At 72.8% G+C, this 16,079-nt stretch carries 17 protein-coding genes and 1 pseudogene; 14 read left to right on the forward strand and 4 right to left on the reverse strand.

Annotation, left to right across the window (positions count from 1 at the left end; translation table 11 throughout):
* Positions 1–23 precede the first annotated feature (23 nt).
* The 4 genes from WHN02_RS11180 to WHN02_RS11195 all read right to left on the reverse strand — a co-directional run bounded on the left by WHN02_RS11180 (position 24) and on the right by WHN02_RS11195 (position 2,447).
* Positions 24–764 (reverse strand): nucleotidyltransferase domain-containing protein, encoded by a 741-nt coding sequence (locus WHN02_RS11180; protein WP_434743912.1) that lies wholly within the window; start codon positions 762–764, stop codon positions 24–26.
* Positions 765–935: 171 nt separating this feature from the next.
* Positions 936–1,460 carry a PadR family transcriptional regulator gene (locus WHN02_RS11185; protein ID WP_434743260.1) on the reverse strand — a complete coding sequence of 175 codons (525 nt, stop codon included), beginning with the start codon at positions 1,458–1,460 and terminating at the stop codon, positions 936–938.
* A gap of 91 nt (positions 1,461–1,551) precedes the next feature.
* Entirely contained in the window at positions 1,552–1,998 is a 447-nt protein-coding gene (locus WHN02_RS11190) for a ferritin-like domain-containing protein (protein ID WP_350895494.1), read from the reverse strand.
* The gene (locus WHN02_RS11195) at positions 1,995–2,447 is read right to left on the reverse strand and encodes a hypothetical protein (RefSeq protein WP_434743913.1); all 453 of its coding nucleotides are present in this window, start codon (positions 2,445–2,447) and stop codon (positions 1,995–1,997) included. The genes WHN02_RS11190 and WHN02_RS11195 overlap by 4 nt, the downstream gene beginning before the upstream one ends.
* A gap of 229 nt (positions 2,448–2,676) precedes the next feature.
* Here WHN02_RS11195 and rimP point away from each other — a divergent pair, with 229 nt between their 5' ends.
* The 14 genes and pseudogenes from rimP to rpsO all read left to right on the forward strand — a co-directional run bounded on the left by rimP (position 2,677) and on the right by rpsO (position 15,933).
* A complete protein-coding gene (gene rimP / locus WHN02_RS11200) occupies positions 2,677–3,336 on the forward strand; it encodes a ribosome maturation factor RimP (RefSeq protein WP_434743261.1) in 660 nt (219 codons plus the stop codon).
* Positions 3,333–4,376, forward strand: a complete 1,044-nt coding sequence (gene nusA, locus WHN02_RS11205; RefSeq protein ID WP_434743262.1) for a transcription termination factor NusA — start codon at positions 3,333–3,335, stop codon at positions 4,374–4,376. The genes rimP and nusA overlap by 4 nt, the downstream gene beginning before the upstream one ends.
* Positions 4,377–4,392: 16 nt before the next feature.
* A pseudogene (locus WHN02_RS11210) lies at positions 4,393–4,774 on the forward strand (YlxR family protein).
* A gap of 45 nt (positions 4,775–4,819) precedes the next feature.
* Entirely contained in the window at positions 4,820–7,783 is a 2,964-nt protein-coding gene (gene infB / locus WHN02_RS11215) for a translation initiation factor IF-2 (RefSeq protein WP_434743263.1), read from the forward strand.
* 87 nt (positions 7,784–7,870) lie between these two features.
* Complete coding sequence (locus WHN02_RS11220; RefSeq protein ID WP_434743264.1) at positions 7,871–8,917, forward strand: TRM11 family SAM-dependent methyltransferase; 1,047 nt, start codon at positions 7,871–7,873, stop codon at positions 8,915–8,917.
* 43 nt (positions 8,918–8,960) lie between these two features.
* Positions 8,961–9,254 carry a DUF503 domain-containing protein gene (locus tag WHN02_RS11225; RefSeq protein ID WP_434743265.1) on the forward strand — a complete coding sequence of 98 codons (294 nt, stop codon included), beginning with the start codon at positions 8,961–8,963 and terminating at the stop codon, positions 9,252–9,254.
* Between the two features lie 154 nt (positions 9,255–9,408).
* Positions 9,409–9,900 (forward strand): 30S ribosome-binding factor RbfA, encoded by a 492-nt coding sequence (rbfA, locus tag WHN02_RS11230; RefSeq protein WP_434743266.1) that lies wholly within the window; start codon positions 9,409–9,411, stop codon positions 9,898–9,900.
* Positions 9,897–10,967: a DHH family phosphoesterase gene (locus WHN02_RS11235; protein WP_434743267.1), complete on the forward strand. Its 1,071-nt coding sequence runs from the start codon at positions 9,897–9,899 to the stop codon at positions 10,965–10,967. The genes rbfA and WHN02_RS11235 overlap by 4 nt, the downstream gene beginning before the upstream one ends.
* Positions 10,968–11,019: 52 nt before the next feature.
* Positions 11,020–11,427: a hypothetical protein gene (locus WHN02_RS11240; RefSeq protein ID WP_350895501.1), complete on the forward strand. Its 408-nt coding sequence runs from the start codon at positions 11,020–11,022 to the stop codon at positions 11,425–11,427.
* Positions 11,427–11,636: a DUF6186 family protein gene (locus WHN02_RS11245; RefSeq protein WP_350895517.1), complete on the forward strand. Its 210-nt coding sequence runs from the start codon at positions 11,427–11,429 to the stop codon at positions 11,634–11,636. Before WHN02_RS11240 ends, WHN02_RS11245 begins: the two co-directional genes overlap by 1 nt.
* A gap of 583 nt (positions 11,637–12,219) precedes the next feature.
* Entirely contained in the window at positions 12,220–13,536 is a 1,317-nt protein-coding gene (locus WHN02_RS11250) for an MATE family efflux transporter (RefSeq protein WP_434743268.1), read from the forward strand.
* Positions 13,537–13,600: 64 nt separating this feature from the next.
* Complete coding sequence (truB, locus tag WHN02_RS11255) at positions 13,601–14,485, forward strand: tRNA pseudouridine(55) synthase TruB (protein WP_434743269.1); 885 nt, start codon at positions 13,601–13,603, stop codon at positions 14,483–14,485.
* Positions 14,486–14,537: 52 nt separating this feature from the next.
* Positions 14,538–15,479, forward strand: coding sequence for a bifunctional riboflavin kinase/FAD synthetase (locus WHN02_RS11260; protein ID WP_434743914.1), 942 nt, complete (start codon positions 14,538–14,540; stop codon positions 15,477–15,479).
* Positions 15,480–15,663: 184 nt separating this feature from the next.
* Entirely contained in the window at positions 15,664–15,933 is a 270-nt protein-coding gene (gene rpsO / locus WHN02_RS11265) for a 30S ribosomal protein S15 (protein ID WP_067365384.1), read from the forward strand.
* Positions 15,934–16,079 lie beyond the last annotated feature (146 nt).

A 16,079-nucleotide genomic window follows, 5' to 3' on the forward strand; every position in this document is an offset into this window, starting at 1 on the left:
CCGGCGGTGCCGGTCGCCGGTGGTCAGCCGTCCAGGAGTTCCTCGACCGAGCCGTCGACCGGCCGACCCCGGGCCGCCAACTCGTCGGCCTGCCCGGCCAGCACCCGACCCACCTCGGTCATGTCGGCACCCGCCAACCGGGTACGCCGGACCGCGTCACCCGGATCACGGTAGTAGGTCCGGGTCAGCAGCCCGGTCACGGTGGCCGCCGCCAGCCGGGCCTCCCCGAGCATCAGCAGTGCCTGGTCGGTCTCGTACCACTGCGCCAGTCGGCCCGCCCGGGCGTGCGCGGCGCAGCCCCGGTACCAGGCCCGTCGGGCGGCGGTGCTGAACTCGGTCGGCCTGGCCCGGACCAGTTGGGCGAGATGCTGGTCGCGCAGCCCCGGCAGCCACCCCGACGGGTCGTACAAGGCGCGGGTGGTGACGTACCGGTCGGCGGTCAACGGCCACAGCGGGGTGACCGTCCGGGCCTGCCGCAGGTAGTCGTCGGCACCGGAGACGGTCAGGTCGACCAGGACCCCGTCGACCCGGCGGGTGGCCGGTCCCGGCCCGGTCCCGGGCCGGTAGGTGACCACCAGGAGGTTGACCTCCCCGTCCCCACCACCGTCGTCGTCGCCGTGGGCCAGCGGCCCGTGCACGGCGACGGCGAGCACGTCGGCGGGGAACCGTCGACGGATCGCCTCGGTGGCCCGTTCGGCGACCCGCCAGCGGGGATCGTCCCAGCGCGGTTCGTTCGGTGCGCCGCCCGGCGGTCGGCCGGGCACTCCGAGAGTCGGTCCCGCCTCCACGTCGGCCTCACCTCCGCTGCGCCCCCGCCGACTCGGAACGCATCCACCCTAGTCAGCCGGGTGCCGGAGCCACCGGACCGCCACGCCCGCCGGACCCTGACCGTGCTCGGGCTCGCGTGCGTCGGACCGCCACGCCCGCCGGGATCCTCACCGGTCCGCGTGCTCCCGCGCCAGGGTCGTCTCGCAGTGCTCCAACCAACGGATCTCCGCCTCGGTCTGGAACACCATCGCGTCCAGCACCAACCGCCAGGACAGGTCCGCCTCTCCGTGCCCGGCGCAGGTCCGACCGGTCAGCTCCTGCAACTGGCGCTCGGAGGCGACGCGTTGCTGCCGCAGCACCGCCCCGGCGTCCACCCCCGGCGTGGTCAACGCCAGCGCCAGCTTGATCGTCAACTCGTCGCGGGGGCGGCCGGTCCGGCTGACCGGGTTGGCGAACCAGCGCGCCAGCTCCGTCCGGCCCGCCGGGGTGATCTCGTACGGACGCTGTCCCGCCTCGTTCTCCGGAAGGGGGCGGACCAACCCGTCCCGTTCCAGTCGACCCAGGGTGGTGTAGACCTGCCCGATGTTCACCGGCATGGTCGAGCCGGTCGACTCCTCGAACGCGGCCCGGAGCTGGTAGCCGTACATCGTGCCGCGTTCGAGCAGGGCCAACAGTCCGTGGCGGATCGACATGGCTACGGAGTATGCATACCTGGTATCCCGGCCGCAACCACGGCCGTCGGCCCCGGTGACCGGCCTCGACGTCGGCCCCGGGTGACCGGCCTCAGCCGGGTCGGCCCGGGAAGGGCACGGTGAGCGGGGTCACCCCGGCGGTCCGACGCCACCGGGTGGCCCGCAGCGCGCAGTCGGTCAGCGCGGCCAGTGCCCGGCTCCGCTCCCCACCGGTGGTCACCGGCAGGGCCGCCCGCCAGAACGCCCCGGTCCGCTCCTCCACCTCGATGGCCAGCCGTACCGCGCTGGCCTGGTCGATCACCGGGAACGGCAGGGCGTACCCGGCCCGGTCGGCGGGGACCGACCCGCCGGCGTTGCTCAACTGCAGGACGAGGGCGTCCCGGCGGGACCGGTGGGCGGCCTCGGCGGCGCGTGCGGCACGTTGACCGGCCGCCGGCAGGTGCACGCCGATCGACCCGTACGCGTAGACGGCGGCGTACTCGGCCGTGAGGGCCGCGATCAGCGCCGCGTCGGCGGCGCTGGGGGTGGGCTGGGTCACTTGAGCGCCTCCACGTGGGTCGCCCGGGCGGCGGCGATGGAACCGAGCAGCGCGGCCCGGTCGGCGGGGGCCTCGGCACACGCCTGGTCGGCGGCCTCCCGGCCTTTCCTCTCTGCCTCCCGGAGGGTGGTGAGCACCGCCGAGGCGTCCCCGGTCGGGACGCCCCCGGTCGGGGTGGGCGGGGTGGGCGACGGTGTGGCGCCGGTCAGCCGCGCCAGCTCGGCGGCGTGCGCCTGGTGCGCCTCGGCGATCGGCGAGAGCCGGTCGGACAGGGTGGGGTCGCCGTCGACGGCGACCCGGTGCCGGGCGGCCAGTTCGAGTGCGCCGGCGAGCAGGGGCGCCAACGGGTCGGCGGCGGGGTCCGGCGCGTCCTCCCGGGCGAACAGGCCGCATCCGGTGACCGCTGCGGCCGTCCCACCCAGGGCCAACAGTGTCCCGGCGCGCAGCAGCCTCCGTCGGGTGTGCCCGGTTGTTCCGCCTGAAACTGTGGTCCTGCCCGTCGTCACCGGACAAGTCAACACCATCCGGGGCGGAGCATGGGCGACCGGCGTCGGTGCGCCGCCCGGCCCGCCGTGCGGGGAGCGCGTTACGCTCTGCGCAACCACCGGCGCGGATCGCCCGGTGGCGTGTCGGCATGGCGGCCGAACCGGGCCGTGGACCTTCGAAGGGGTGCGCCAGATGACGCAGCGTGGCCGGGCCACCAGACCGACGGGCAGGCCCCGCGGTGGCGAGGCGCCCCGGGGCGGTGACGCGACCGCGCGCCGCGACCGGTTGCGGGCCGTGATCGAACCGGTGGTGAGCCGGGCCGGCTACGACCTGGAGGACCTCTCGGTCTCCCGGGCCGGACGACGGCACGTGGTCCGGGTGATGGTGGACGCCGACGGCGGGATCAACCTCGACGCCGTGGCGGAGGTCTCCCGGTCGGTCTCCGTGGCGCTCGACGAGGCCGAGGCCACCGGTGGGGACCTCCTCGCCGGGGAGTACCAACTCGAGGTCAGCTCCCCGGGGGTGGACCGGCCGCTCACCCTGCCCAGACACTGGCGGCGCAACGTCGGACGGCTGGTCAAGGTCACTGTCCGCAACGCCGCCGGGCTGCCGGGGCAGCGCGGCGACCAGCCCTCCGGTGACCGGCAGGTGACCGGGCGGATCGTCGAGGCCGACGACGACCGGGTGGTGCTGGAGGCCGACACCGGGACCGTCACAGCCGCCCACGCCGAGCTGGGACCGGGGCGGGTGCAGGTCGAGTTCAACCGCCTCGACGAGATCCACGAATCAGACGAAATCCACGAATCAGATGAAATCGACGACGAAGACGATGTGGAGGACGAGGAGAGGTGAACATCGACCTCGCGGCGCTGCGCGCCCTGGAGCGCGAGCGGGAGATCCCGTTCGACACGATCCTCGCGGCGATCGAGACCGCGTTGCTGACCGCGTACCGGCACACCGAGGGTGCGGAGCCGCACGCCCGGGTGGAGATCGACCGCAAGAACGGTGCCGCCCTGGTGTACGCCCAGGAACTCGACTCCGACGGGTCCGTCACCCGGGAGTGGGACGACACCCCGCACGACTTCGGCCGGATCGCCGCCATGACCGCCAAGCAGGTGATCCTCCAGCGGTTGCGGGAGGCCACCGACGAGGTGCACTTCGGCGAGTACGTCGGCCGTGACGGTGACCTGGTCACCGGTGTGGTGCAGGCCCACGAGGCGCGTACCGAGAAGGGCATCGTCAGCGTCGACCTGGGCAAGCTGGAGGGCGTCCTGCCCCAGTCCGAGAAGGTGCCCGGCGAGCGGTACGAGCACGGTGACCGGATCCGCTGTGTGGTGGTGCACGTGGCCAAGGGCATGCGGGGGCCGCAGATCACCCTGTCCAGGTCCCATCCGGCGCTGGTGAAGAAGCTCTTCGCCCTGGAGGTGCCGGAGATCGCCGACGGCACCGTCGAGATCGGCGCGATCGCCCGTGAGGCAGGTCACCGTACGAAGATCGCGGTGCGCTCCACGGTGCCGGGCGTGAACGCCAAGGGCGCCTGCATCGGTCCGATGGGGCAGCGGGTCCGGGCGGTGATGAGCGAGCTGCACGGCGAGAAGATCGACATCATCGACTGGTCGGACGATCCGGCGGTCTTCGTCGGAAACGCGCTCTCACCGGCGAAGGCCCTCCGGGTCGAGGTGGTCGATCTGGCCGCTCGGGCGGCCCGGGTGACGGTCCCGGACTTCCAACTGTCGTTGGCGATCGGACGTGAAGGGCAGAATGCCCGGCTTGCTGCCCGGTTGACCGGTTGGCGGATCGACATCAAGTCCGACGCCGAGACCGGCTCCGGCTCCGGCCGGGGCTCTGCTGATCACGTCCGGGAGGCGGGCAGCGCGATCTCGGGCAGCTAGGGGTAGACTTCTTCCGGTGGTGGGACGCGCGCTGCCGGAGCGCACCTGTGTGGGCTGCCGGCTCAGTGCGCCGACCAGCGAACTGCTGCGGATCGTCGCGGTGACCGACGAGGCTGGCTACAGCCTCCGGCCCGACCCGTTCCGCAGACTGCCGGGTCGGGGAGCGAACATGCACCCGGATCCGGCCTGCTTCGCGCTGGCAGTGCGGCGTCGCGCCTTCGGGCGTGCGTTGCGGATCACCGGGATCGTCGATCACGGTGCGCTGGCCGAGCACGTCGACGCGTCAAACCACTACACCCGGTCAACCGGATCGGGTGAGGGTCGCAAGCAAGGTAGGACGACCGACATGGGCACACGATGAAGTCGCAGAAATGATCAGGCTTCAAGTGGACGAGTGAGGTCGTTGCGGGTGCTGCCCGCACGACCTCGGAGTGAGGAGTGCAGTGGCAGGTAAGGCCCGCGTACACGAGCTGGCGAAAGAGCTCGGGGTCGAGAGTAAGACCGTTCTCGCCAAACTGAAGGACATGGGCGAGTTCGTGAAGTCCGCGTCCAGCACCGTCGAGGCGCCCGTCGCCCGTCGGCTGCGCAACGCGTTCGCCGCCTCCGCCGGTTCCCCGGCACCGGCGGCTCCACCGGCGGCCACCCCGGCCCCGACCCCGACGCCCACCCCGTCCCCGGGACCCCGGGTCTCGGCGAAGCCGATGCCGCCCCGGCGGCCGGGTCCGCCGACCCCCGGACCGAAGCCCAAGGGACCCGTTCCCGGCCCGCCGCCCTCGGTGACCCCGGTCACCAAGCCGGCGAGCGCACACGACATCGAGGTGGCCGCCGCCGAGGCGCGCGCCGCCGCGCTCAAGGCCGAGCAGGCAGCGGCGGCGAAGGCCGCCGAGGCCGCCCGGCAGCAGCAGCGGGAGACCCCGCGCCGGGAGCCCCCGGCCTCCGGTGGTCCCCGTCCGGGGCCGCGCCCCGGACCCGGTGGCCCCGGCCCCGGCAACATGCCGCCCCGGCCGGGTTCCCCGGCTGCCAACCGTGGCAACGGTCCGGCCCCGACGCCGGGTAACCGGCCCGGTGGTCGGCCGCCGGCCCGTGGTGCCGGCAACAACCCGTTCGGCATCCAGGGTGGTCAGCAGCGTCCCCCGGCCGCCGGTGCCGGTGGTCCCCGGCCCAGCCCGGCCGGAATGCCGCCCCGGCCCAGTCCCGCCTCCATGCCGCCCCGGCCCAGCCCGGCCTCGATGCCGAGCCAGCGTCCGGGTCGCCCCGGCGGACCGGGTGCCGGTCGTCCCGGCGGCGGTGGCGGTGCCGGTCGTCCCGGCGGCGGTGGCGGTGGCGGTGGCTACCGTGGCGGTCCCGGTGGTGGCGGCGGTGGCGGTGGCTACCGTGGCGGCCCCGGCGGCGGTGCCGGTGGCGGTGGCGGGTTCCGGCCCGGCGCTCCGGCCGGTGGCGGCGGTCGTCCCGGTGGTGGCGGTCGTGGCCGTGGTGGCGGAACCGCGGGTGCCTTCGGGCGTCCGGGTGGTCGCCCGACCCGGGGTCGCAAGTCCAAGAAGCAGCGCAGACAGGAGTTCGACAACCTGTCGGCTCCGACCATGAGCTCGGGTGCCCCCCGGGGTCAGGGTCAGGTCGTCAGGCTCTCCCGTGGCGCCTCGCTGTCGGACTTCGCCGACAAGATCAACGCCAACCCGGGTTCGCTGGTCCAGGAGATGTTCAACCTGGGCGAGATGGTCACCGCGACCCAGTCCTGCTCCGACGAGACCCTGCTGCTGCTGGGTGAGCACCTCGGCTTCGACGTGCAGATCGTCAGCCCGGAGGACGAGGACCGCGAGCTGCTCGCGCAGTTCAACATCAACCTGGACGCCGAGGTCGCCGAGGACCGTCTGGTCGACCGGCCGCCGGTCGTGACCGTCATGGGTCACGTCGACCACGGTAAGACCAAGCTCCTCGACGCCATCCGTAAGGCGAACGTGGTGGCCGGCGAGGCCGGTGGCATCACCCAGCACATCGGCGCGTACCAGGTCCACGTCCCGCACGAGGGCGAGGACCGGGCGATCACCTTCATCGACACCCCGGGTCACGAGGCGTTCACCGCCATGCGTGCCCGTGGTGCCCAGGTCACCGACATCGTGATCCTGGTGGTGGCCGCCGACGACGGTGTGATGCCGCAGACCATCGAGGCGCTCAACCACGCCAAGGCGGCGGACGTGCCGATCGTGGTCGCGGTCAACAAGGTCGACAAGCCGGAGGCGAACCCCGACAAGGTCCGCCAGCAGCTCACCGAGTACGGACTGGTCGCCGAGGAGTACGGCGGCGACACCATGTTCGTCAACGTGGCCGCGAAGCCCGGTATCGGCATCGACGAACTCCTGGAGGCCGTCATCCTGACCGCCGACGCGTCGCTGGAGCTGACCGCTCCGATCGACGGGCCGGCGCAGGGTGTGGCGATCGAGGCCCACCTGGACAAGGGTCGGGGTGCGGTCGCCACGGTGCTGGTGCAGAAGGGCACCCTGCGGGCGGGCGACTCGATCGTCGCCGGTGGGGCCCACGGCCGGGTCCGGGCGATGCTCGACGAGAACGGCCAGCAGGTCGCCGAGGCGGGTCCGGCCCGTCCGGTCCTGGTGCTCGGTCTGACCACGGTGCCGGGAGCGGGTGACACCTTCCTGGCCGCCGAGGACGACCGTACGGTCCGGCAGATCGCCGAGCAGCGGCAGGCACGGCGGCGGGCGGCGTCCTTCGCCAACTCCCGTGGTCGGGCCACCCTGGAGACGCTCATGGAGCAGCTCAAGGAGGGCGAGAAGACCTCGCTCAACCTGGTGCTCAAGGGCGACGTCTCCGGTTCGGTCGAAGCCCTCGAGGACGCGCTGTTCAACCTGGACATCCCGGAGGAGGTCCAGCTCCGGATCATCCATCGGGGCGTCGGCGCGATCACCGAGAGCGACGTCATGCTGGCGAGCGCCTCCTCCGAGGCGGTCACGATCATCGGCTTCAACGTGCGGGCCGCGAACAAGGTCCGCGAGATCGCCGACCGCGAGGGCGTGGAGATCCGGTACTACACCGTCATCTACCAGGCCATCGAGGAGATCGAGGCGGCCCTCAAGGGTCTGCTCAAGCCGGAGTTCGAAGAGGCGGAGCTGGGCAGCGCGGAGATCCGCGACGTGTTCCGCTCCTCCAAGGTCGGCAACATCTCCGGCTGCATCGTCCGGTCCGGGATCCTCCGCCGCAACGCCAAGGCGCGGCTGCTGCGGGACGGGGCTGTCGTGGCGGACAACCTCACGATCAGTTCCCTCAAGCGGTTCAAGGACGACGCGACCGAGGTTCGCGAGGGCTTCGAATGTGGTCTGACCCTGGGCGGGTACAACAACGTCCAGGTCGGCGACATCATCGAGACCTTCGAGATGCGGGAGAAGCCGCGCGCCTGAGTGTGCGGTGAACACCACCGGTGACGGCCGGGGCCTGGACACGGGCCCCGGCCGTCACCGTCTGTCCCGCCTGGGACAATCTCCGGTGTGCCCAGGTACGCGCTTCTCCTCGCCCCCTCCACCAACCGTGTCTACGCCGACGCCGCAGGCCGCCTGGCCCGCGCCGAGCTGGAGATGTTCGCCGCCTCGGGGGTGCTCGACGCCGCCCCGACAGAGACCGCCACGGAACGCATCGGCGGGGTGGAGTACCTGACCTTCGCCGCCCCCGATCCGGGGCTGGGGGAGCGGGACCTGGCCCACCTGGCGAACCTGTCGGCGGCGTACGCGCTGTTCGAGCGGGTGGGGGAGGACCTGCTGCGGCCCCTCCCGCTGCGGCCCCTGGCCCGGTACGACTCCGACCTGGTCACCATTCCCAAGTACGTGGGCAAGACCAACGAGCAGTTCACCCGGCTGCTGCTCAACGCCACAGTGCTCGCCTCCGCCTCGGCCGGGGCGATGCTGGACCGCCGGCTGGTGGTCCTCGACCCGCTCTGCGGCCGGGGCACCACCCTCAACCAGGCCCTCATGTACGGCTACCACGGCATCGGGGTGGAGCACGACGGGAAGGACGTCGACTCCTACGCCGCCTTCCTGCGTACCTGGTTGAAGCGCAAGCGGCTCAAGCACAGCACCGAGATGACCTCGGTACGCCGGGACCGCAAGCTGGTGGCCCGCCGTTTCGAGGCGGTACTCGCCCCGACCCGGGAGGCCCACCAGGCCGGTGACACCCAGAAGGTCACAGTCCTGCACTCCGACACCCTCCGGGCCCGGGAGAGCCTGCGTCCCCGCTGCGCCGACCTGATCGTCACCGACGCGCCGTACGGGGTGGCCCACGGCAGCCGTACCGGGCGGGAGTTGTCCCGTAGCCCGTTGGACCTGCTCACCGCCGCCGTGCCGGTCTGGCGGGAGCTGTTGCGTCCCGGTGGGGCCCTGGGGTTGTCCTGGAACACCCACGTGACCCCCCGTCGGGCCGCCGAGGCGGTGCTGACCGGGGCGGGGCTGCGGGTGGTGGACGGGCCGGGGTACCTCGGACTGTCGCACCGGGTGGACCAGGCGATCGAGCGGGACGTGCTGGTGGCGGTGGTCCCGACCTGAAACGGGTGGCCGCCGGGGGGTGTCCGGCGTAGCGTTGCTCGCCGTGTACACGGGAACTGCCTGTTTCGACATGTTGCTGCCGGGGGACTCCCGGTCCCTGAAGGCCAAGCGGTCCTACGTCCGACCGATCGTCGCCGCCCTGCGCAGGTTCGAGGTCTCCGCCGCCGAGGTGGGGGCGGTGGAGCTGCACGGGCGGACCGAGATCGGGGTGGCGGTGGTCGCCGCCGAGGCCGCCCACGTGCGGGAGGTGCTCGACTCGTGCGAGCGGCTGGTGGCCGCCCGCCCGGAGGTGGAGTTGCTCTCGGTCCGCCGTCGGCTGCACGGGGTGGAGGACTGACCCGTCGGTCGGTGTCGCCGGGTGCCCGTACCCCGGCGGCGCTGCGCGGGCGACAGGGGCGCGCGGGTAGTGTTCGGATGTCGGCGGTCGGGCCCGGCGGCGCGGGGCGCCGTCGTCTCCGACCGGTAGCAGGTAGGTCCTGGAGGTGGGGGAGATGACGGATCCGGCCCGGGTACGTCGGCACGCGGAGCGGGTGCGCGAACTCGTGGCGTCGGTGGTGCGGAGTCAGATCAAGGACCCCCGGCTCGGGATGATCACCATCACCGATGCCCGGATCACCGCCGACCTGCGGGAGGCGACGGTCTTCTACACCGTCCTCGGCGACACCGTCGCCCAGCAGGACACCGCCGCAGCCCTGGAGAGCGCCAAGGGAATGCTGCGCAGCACTGTGGGCAAGGCCCTGGGGCTGCGTCACTCCCCGAGCCTCGCCTTCGTCTTGGACAACGTGCAGGACCAGGTCAAGCACATCGACGACCTGCTGGCCCAGGCCCGCCACGCCGACGCGGAGGTGCAGCGTCGGGCGGCCGGGGCGGCGTACGCGGGGGAGCCCCAGCCGTACCGGGAGGCCGACGACGAGGACTCCGACGGCGACGAGGGTGGGCAGTCCGGGACGACGGGGGCGGACCGGGGCGGGGACCGGCGGTGACGGCGCCCACCGGGGCGGTGCTGCCCGGCACGGCCCCGGGGGAGTCGGGGCCCACCGAGGCCGAGTGGGCCGCTGCGGTGGCCGCCGTCCGCCAGGTGCCGGCCGGGGGGCGGGTGCTGCTCGTCTGCCACGTCAACCCGGACGGCGACGCGTTGGGCAGCATGCTGGGCTTCGCCCAGGGGCTGCGCCGGCTCGGGGTGGACCTGTTGCAGGCCACCTTTCCCGGCCCGTTCGACCTGCCGGATCCCCTGCGGGGACTGCCCGGCGAGGAGATGTTGGTGCCGGCGACCGAGGCGTACCCGGACCCGGACCTGATGATCTGCTTCGACGCGGCGAGCGCCTCCCGGCTGGGTGAGCTGGTGGACCGGCTGGACACCGCCGGGGCGGCCCTGGTGCTCGACCACCACGCCTCGAACACCCGGTTCGGCGGGCTCCACCTGGTGGACCCGCAGGCCGCCGCCACCTCGGTGGTGGCCGAGGAACTGTTGGACCGGCTCGGGGTGCCGTTGGATGCCGGGATCGCCGAGTGTCTCTACGTGGCGTTGACCACCGACACCGGTTCGTTCCGGTTCGAGGCGACCACCCCGGCGGTCCACCAGATGGCGGCTCGGCTGCTGGCCACCGGGATCCGTCCGGGGGACATCTCCCGCCGGATCTTCGACCACCGGCCGTTCGGGGCCGTCCGGCTCTTCGGCGAGGTGCTCGGGCGGGCCCGGTTGGAGCCGGCCGCGGCGGGGGGCCGGGGTCTGGTCTGGACGTACGCCACCCAGGACGACCTGGTTCGGCACGGGCAGCGGCCGTACGTGTTGGAGGCGTTGATCGATTCCGTCAGGTGCACCGCCGAGGCGGACGTCAGCTGTGTGGTCAAGCAGGTGTCGGCGCACGAATGGGCGGTGTCGTTGCGCAGCAAGGGGGCGGTGGACGTCAGCCGGGTCGCTGTCGCTCTCGGCGGTGGTGGGCACCGGTTCGCCGCCGGGTTCACCGGTCGGGGCAGTGCCGACGAGGTGATGGACGGGATCCGGGGTCAGCTCGACGACGCCCTGGTGGGCTCGGAAGATCAGGTCTGACTCCGCCGGGTGTCGTCTTCCCGCGCTCGGTGAGGGCGGGGAGAATCGGCGGATGGAGCAGCCCCACGACCTCGCCGTCGACGCCACCCGGGTGTGGGAGCGTCCGATCGTCACCGTGCCGGTGCTGATCTGCCTCTCGCTCGTCGGTGGCCAGTTCCCGTCCTTCTCGACCCAGGCCAACCTCTACACCCTCGGTACCGGTGGGGTGCTCATCTGGTTGGGGCTGAGCAACAGGGTGCCGCGCCGACCGGCACCGCACCGGCTCGGTTCCGGTGTGGTGTGGTGGGTGGTCCCTGTCACGGTCTTCACCGTCCTGGAGGCGGCGACCTTCCTGATGGCCGCCAAGGACGAGTTCCCCACCTTCAGCCGGTTGGCCGATCCGCTGCTGGAGGACCACCTGGTCCGGTCGGCGGCGTGGGGGGTCTGGCTGGCCGGTTTCTGGGGGCTGGTGCGGCGATGATGCGGACGATCGCGATCGGTGGATTCCTCCTCTCGCTGGTGCTCTTCGCCGTGGTCGAGTGGGCGTCCCGGCGGGAGGGGTCGCGGATCCCGTCGCTGGGTGAGGTCTGCGGCCATCTGATGCGGTACGAGGTCGGCCCGGTGCCGGTGGGGCGGATCGCCCTGCTCGGGTTCTGGTGGTGGGTCGGCTGGCACTTCCTGGCCCGGTGACGGCCGCCGTCTGACGGGCGGGACGGACCGGCCGCGCCGCCACGGGTCGCATACGTCACCACCCGCCCACATGCCGGGAAGGAAAGGCAGCATGTGGAACTGAACGATAGCTTGGGAATCGGCCTGCGGGGTTGCCGTGCGCAGGTCGTGGGCGGTGACGTCGTACCAGGGTCGCCTCCCTCCAGGGTCTCAACCGACCCGGGCTCTCGCTGTCCGTAGCCCCTCCGGTGACCCCGGGAGCGCTGTGGTCGCTCAGCTGCACCGCCCGTACGACCGCCGTCGTCGGCGGTGGTCGCGCCCTGGAAGGGGACCAACATGTCGACCACTCCCAAGCCCGACACCACGCCCACCGTCGACGAGGCCCGTGAGCAGGCCCGTCGCGCCCTGCAGACCTCCATGGACACCCGTCAGTAGTTCTCGGGACCGCCCCTGCCCGCTCCGGGCGACGAGCCCGGGGGCAGGTGAGCCGACCGCCGCACCGACGTCGATGCCGGCGCGACAGTCGAGGTCGACGCCGGTGGGCAGGTCGTCCGGTAAGTAGCGGGTAAGGGGTTTCGTACTTACCTGTCGCTCTGCCAGGATCATGGCCGTGAGCACCCCGGTAGTCGCGTCACCGCGCAGGATCGCCGCGTTGGCCCTGCCCGCGCTGGTGGTGTTGGCGGCAGAGCCGCTCTACATCCTGGTCGACACCGCTGTGGTCGGTCATCTCGGCCGAACGCCCCTGGCCGCCGTCGCCATCGGCGGCACCGTCATGACGATCATCGTCTGGCTCGGGACCGTCGTCGCCTACGGCACCACCGGGCGGGCGGCCCGCCGCTTCGGCGCCGGTGACCGGGCCGCTGCGGTGGCCGAGGGCGTACCGGCCTCCTGGTTGGCAGTGGGGGTGGGGCTGCTGGTCGTGGTCGCCATGCAGTTCGGCGGCGGGGCCCTGGCCCAGGCCCTCGCCGGTGGTCCCGGTGAGGTGGCCGACGCCGCCGGGCAGTGGTTGCGGATCGCCTCCCTCGGCGCCCCCGGACTCCTGCTCGCCGCCGCCGGGAACGGGTGGATGCGGGGCGTCCAGGACTTCCGCCGACCGTTGATCTTCGTGCTCGCCCCGAACCTGCTCTCCGCCGTGCTCTGTCCCGTCCTCGTCTATCCCGTCGGGTTGGGCCTGCCCGGTTCGGCGGTGGCCAACGTCCTGGCCCAGACCCTGTCCGGCGGGCTCTTCCTCGCCGCCCTGGTGGCCGAACGGATTCCGCTGCGTCCCCGGGCCGGACTGATCCGTCGGCAGCTCGTGCTCAGCCGGGACCTGCTGATCCGGGGGGTCGCCTTCCAGGCCAGCTTCCTGTCCGCCACGGCGGTCGCCGCCCGCTTCGGCGCCGCCACCGTCGGCGCCCACCAGATCGCCCTGCAACTGTGGTTCTTCACCGCCCTGCTGCTCGACGCCCTGGCCATCGCCGCGCAGGCCCTCGTCGGGGCGGCGCTCGGCGCCGACGACGCCCCGACGGCCCGGGCGCTGGCCCGCCGGTTCGCGCTCGTCGGCGGCGTCTGCGGGGTGGTCTTCGCCGGACTGATCGCCGCCGGAGCGGGCATCGTCCCGGCCCTGTTCACCTCCGATCCCCAGGTACGCGAACAGGCGATGCTGGCCTGGCCGTGGTTCGCCGCGATGCAGCCCGTCGCCGGTGTGGTGTTCGCCCTCGACGGGGTCCTGATCGGAGCCGGGGACGTCCGCTATCTGCGGAACCTGACGGTGACGGCAGCGCTGGGCGGGTTCCTGCCGGCGATCTGGGCGGCGTACGTGTGGGATCTGGGCCTGGGTGGGATCTGGGCCGGACTGACCCTGTTCATGCTGCTGCGGCTCGGTGCGGTGCTGCTCCGACTGCGGTCCGGGAAGTGGGCCGTGGCGGGGGTCGTCCGCTGACGTCGGCGTGAACGCCGCCACCGGGTAGGCGGTGCCCCCGGGTCTTCTGGCAGGCTTGGCGGTCGTGAGCACAGACGGTCTGATCGTGGTGGACAAGCCCGGCGGCATGACGTCGCACGACGTGGTGGCGCGGATCCGCCGACTGGCCCGGACCCGGCGGGTGGGGCACGGCGGGACGCTGGACCCGATGGCCACCGGTGTCCTGGTGATCGGGGTGGGCCGGGCGACCCGGCTGCTGACCTACGTGATCGGGGCCGGGAAGGGCTACACCGCCACCATCCGGCTCGGTCAGGCCACCGTCACCGACGACGCCGAGGGCGAGGTGACGCAGAGCGTCCCGGCCGGCGGGGTCACCGACGAGGCGATCCGGGCGGCCCTGGCCGACCTCACCGGCGAGATCGACCAGGTGCCGAGTGCGGTGAGCGCCATCAAGGTCGACGGTCGGCGGGCGTACCACCGGGTCCGGGAGGGGGAGAGCGTCGACCTGCCCGCCCGTCGGGTCACCGTCTCCCGGCTGGACCTCCTGGCGGTACGCCGGGACACCCCCGACGTGGTGGACGTGGACGTCGACGTCACCTGCACCTCGGGAACGTACATCCGGGCGATCGCCCGGGACGCGGGTCGGGCGCTCGGGGTGGGCGGCCACCTCACCGCGCTGCGGCGTACCGCCGTCGGGGGGTTCACCCTCGACGAGTCGGCCACCCTCGACGAGCTGGAGGAACGCGCCCCCGAGGTGGTCGGCCTGCCGCTCGCCGCGGCGGCCGACAGGTTCTTCACCCGCCGCGAGGCCACCCCGGAGGAGGCGCGGACCCTCTCCCACGGTGGGCCACTGGCCCCGGCGGGCATCGACGGCCCGTACGCGGTGTTCGATCCGGCCGGGGGGTTGGTCGCTATCGTCAGCGAGCGGGACGGACGCGCCCGCGCCGAGATCGTGCTCGCGCCGGCATGACCGCCGGGTCCGCAGGTGCTGCCGACGGGGAAGGGCGACGGGAAGGGTGATGATGCAGCGGTGGCGGGGGTACGACGCGGCACCTGTCGACTGGGACCGGTCGGTGGTGACCATCGGTGTCTTCGACGGGGTGCACCGGGGGCACCAGGCGACGATCGGTCACGCGGTGGCCCGGGCCCGGGAGTTGGGGGTGAAGTCGGTGGTGGTGACCTTCGACCCGCACCCGGCCGAGGTGGTCCGTCCCGGATCCCACCCGGCGGTGCTCACCGAGCCCGACCGGAAGGCGGAACTGTTCGCCGCGCTCGGGGTCGACGCGCTCTGCGTGGTCCCGTTCACCGGTGAGTTCTCCCGCCTCTCGGCCGAGGACTTCGTGCACGACATCCTCGTCGAGCACCTGCGCGCCACCCTCGTGGTGGTCGGGGAGAACTTCCGGTTCGGTCACCGGGCCGCCGGTGACGTGGCGCTGCTGGGGCGGCTGGGCCACACGTTCGGCTTCGCGGTGGAGGACGGGCCGCTGCTCGCCGAGGAGGGGACGGTCTTCTCCTCCACGTACGTCCGGTCCCGGATCGAGGCGGGGGACGTGGCCGCGGCGGCGGCGGTCCTGGGCCGCCCGCACCGGCTGGAGGGGGTGGTCGTCCGGGGCGACCAGCGTGGCCGGGAGCTGGGGTTCCCCACCGCCAACCTGCTCTGCCCGCCGTATCCGGCGGTGCCGGCCGACGGGGTGTACGCCGGCTGGTTCATCAGGTACGGCCGGGCGGGCGGACCCACCGTGGCGCTGCCCTCGGCGATCTCGGTCGGCACCAACCCGACCTTCTCCGGCCGGGAGCGTCGGGTCGAGGCCCACGTCCTCGACTTCGACGACGACCTGTACGGGGAGCGGGTCGCCCTGGACTTCGTGGCGCACCTGCGCGGCCAGGTCAAGTACGACGGGATCGAGCCGTTGCTGACCCAGATGTCCGCCGACGTCGCCCAGGTACGTCGGATCCTCGTCTGACATCCCGAGGTGCACCTTAGCGGGCGCTTCCGTCGTGAGCTGGTACTGTGGCGGAGACGTCGGCTGTCCGACGAGGGGCCTCGCGTGCCTGCACGACGCCGCGGGCGCGAGGTCAGTCCGTCCGGTGATCCCGCCGAGAGCCGGGACGGCGGACTTACCCATCAACCCAGAGAACAGGGAGAAAATGGCGCTCGACCAGGAGAGCAAGGCCAAGATCCGCGCGGAGTACGCGACCGCCGAGGGCGACACCGGTTCCCCCGAGGTGCAGGTCGCGGTCCTCACCAAGCGGATCGCCGAGCTGACCGAGCACCTGAAGGTGCACAAGCACGACCACCACAGCCGTCGTGGACTGCTGCTGCTGGTCGGCCGGCGGCGCCGGCTGCTGAACTACGTCCAGAAGAAGGACATCAACCGCTACCGGTCGCTCATCGAGCGGCTCGGTCTGCGCCGATGACGTGACGGGAGAGCGGCACCTCGTGCCGCTCTCCCGTTCGGCGTCACCACCGACGAACCGGGCACGCGACCGACCCGAGAAGGGGAGCCGGTCAGCGCACCGGTCTCCGGTAGTGGCCTCCGGGCACCCCGGCCCCCGCGGTCGGC

Source organism: Micromonospora sp. SH-82 (assembly GCF_051132485.1).
In the GTDB taxonomy this organism is placed as follows: Bacteria; Actinomycetota; Actinomycetes; order Mycobacteriales; family Micromonosporaceae; genus Micromonospora.

Bases quoted from the DNA above. Each gene is read 5' to 3' on its own strand.
- WHN02_RS11185 (WP_434743260.1), bottom strand. From the start codon at position 1,460: ATGTCGATCCGCCACGGACTGTTGGCCCTGCTCGAACGCGGCACGATG.
- rimP (WP_434743261.1), top strand. From the start codon at position 2,677: ATGACGCAGCGTGGCCGGGCCACCAGACCGACGGGCAGGCCCCGCGGT.
- rbfA (WP_434743266.1), top strand. From the start codon at position 9,409: ATGACGGATCCGGCCCGGGTACGTCGGCACGCGGAGCGGGTGCGCGAA.
- WHN02_RS11240 (WP_350895501.1), top strand. From the start codon at position 11,020: ATGGAGCAGCCCCACGACCTCGCCGTCGACGCCACCCGGGTGTGGGAG.
- WHN02_RS11245 (WP_350895517.1), top strand. From the start codon at position 11,427: ATGCGGACGATCGCGATCGGTGGATTCCTCCTCTCGCTGGTGCTCTTC.
- WHN02_RS11250 (WP_434743268.1), top strand. From the start codon at position 12,220: ATGGCCGTGAGCACCCCGGTAGTCGCGTCACCGCGCAGGATCGCCGCG.
- WHN02_RS11260 (WP_434743914.1), top strand. From the start codon at position 14,538: ATGCAGCGGTGGCGGGGGTACGACGCGGCACCTGTCGACTGGGACCGG.
- rpsO (WP_067365384.1), top strand. From the start codon at position 15,664: ATGGCGCTCGACCAGGAGAGCAAGGCCAAGATCCGCGCGGAGTACGCG.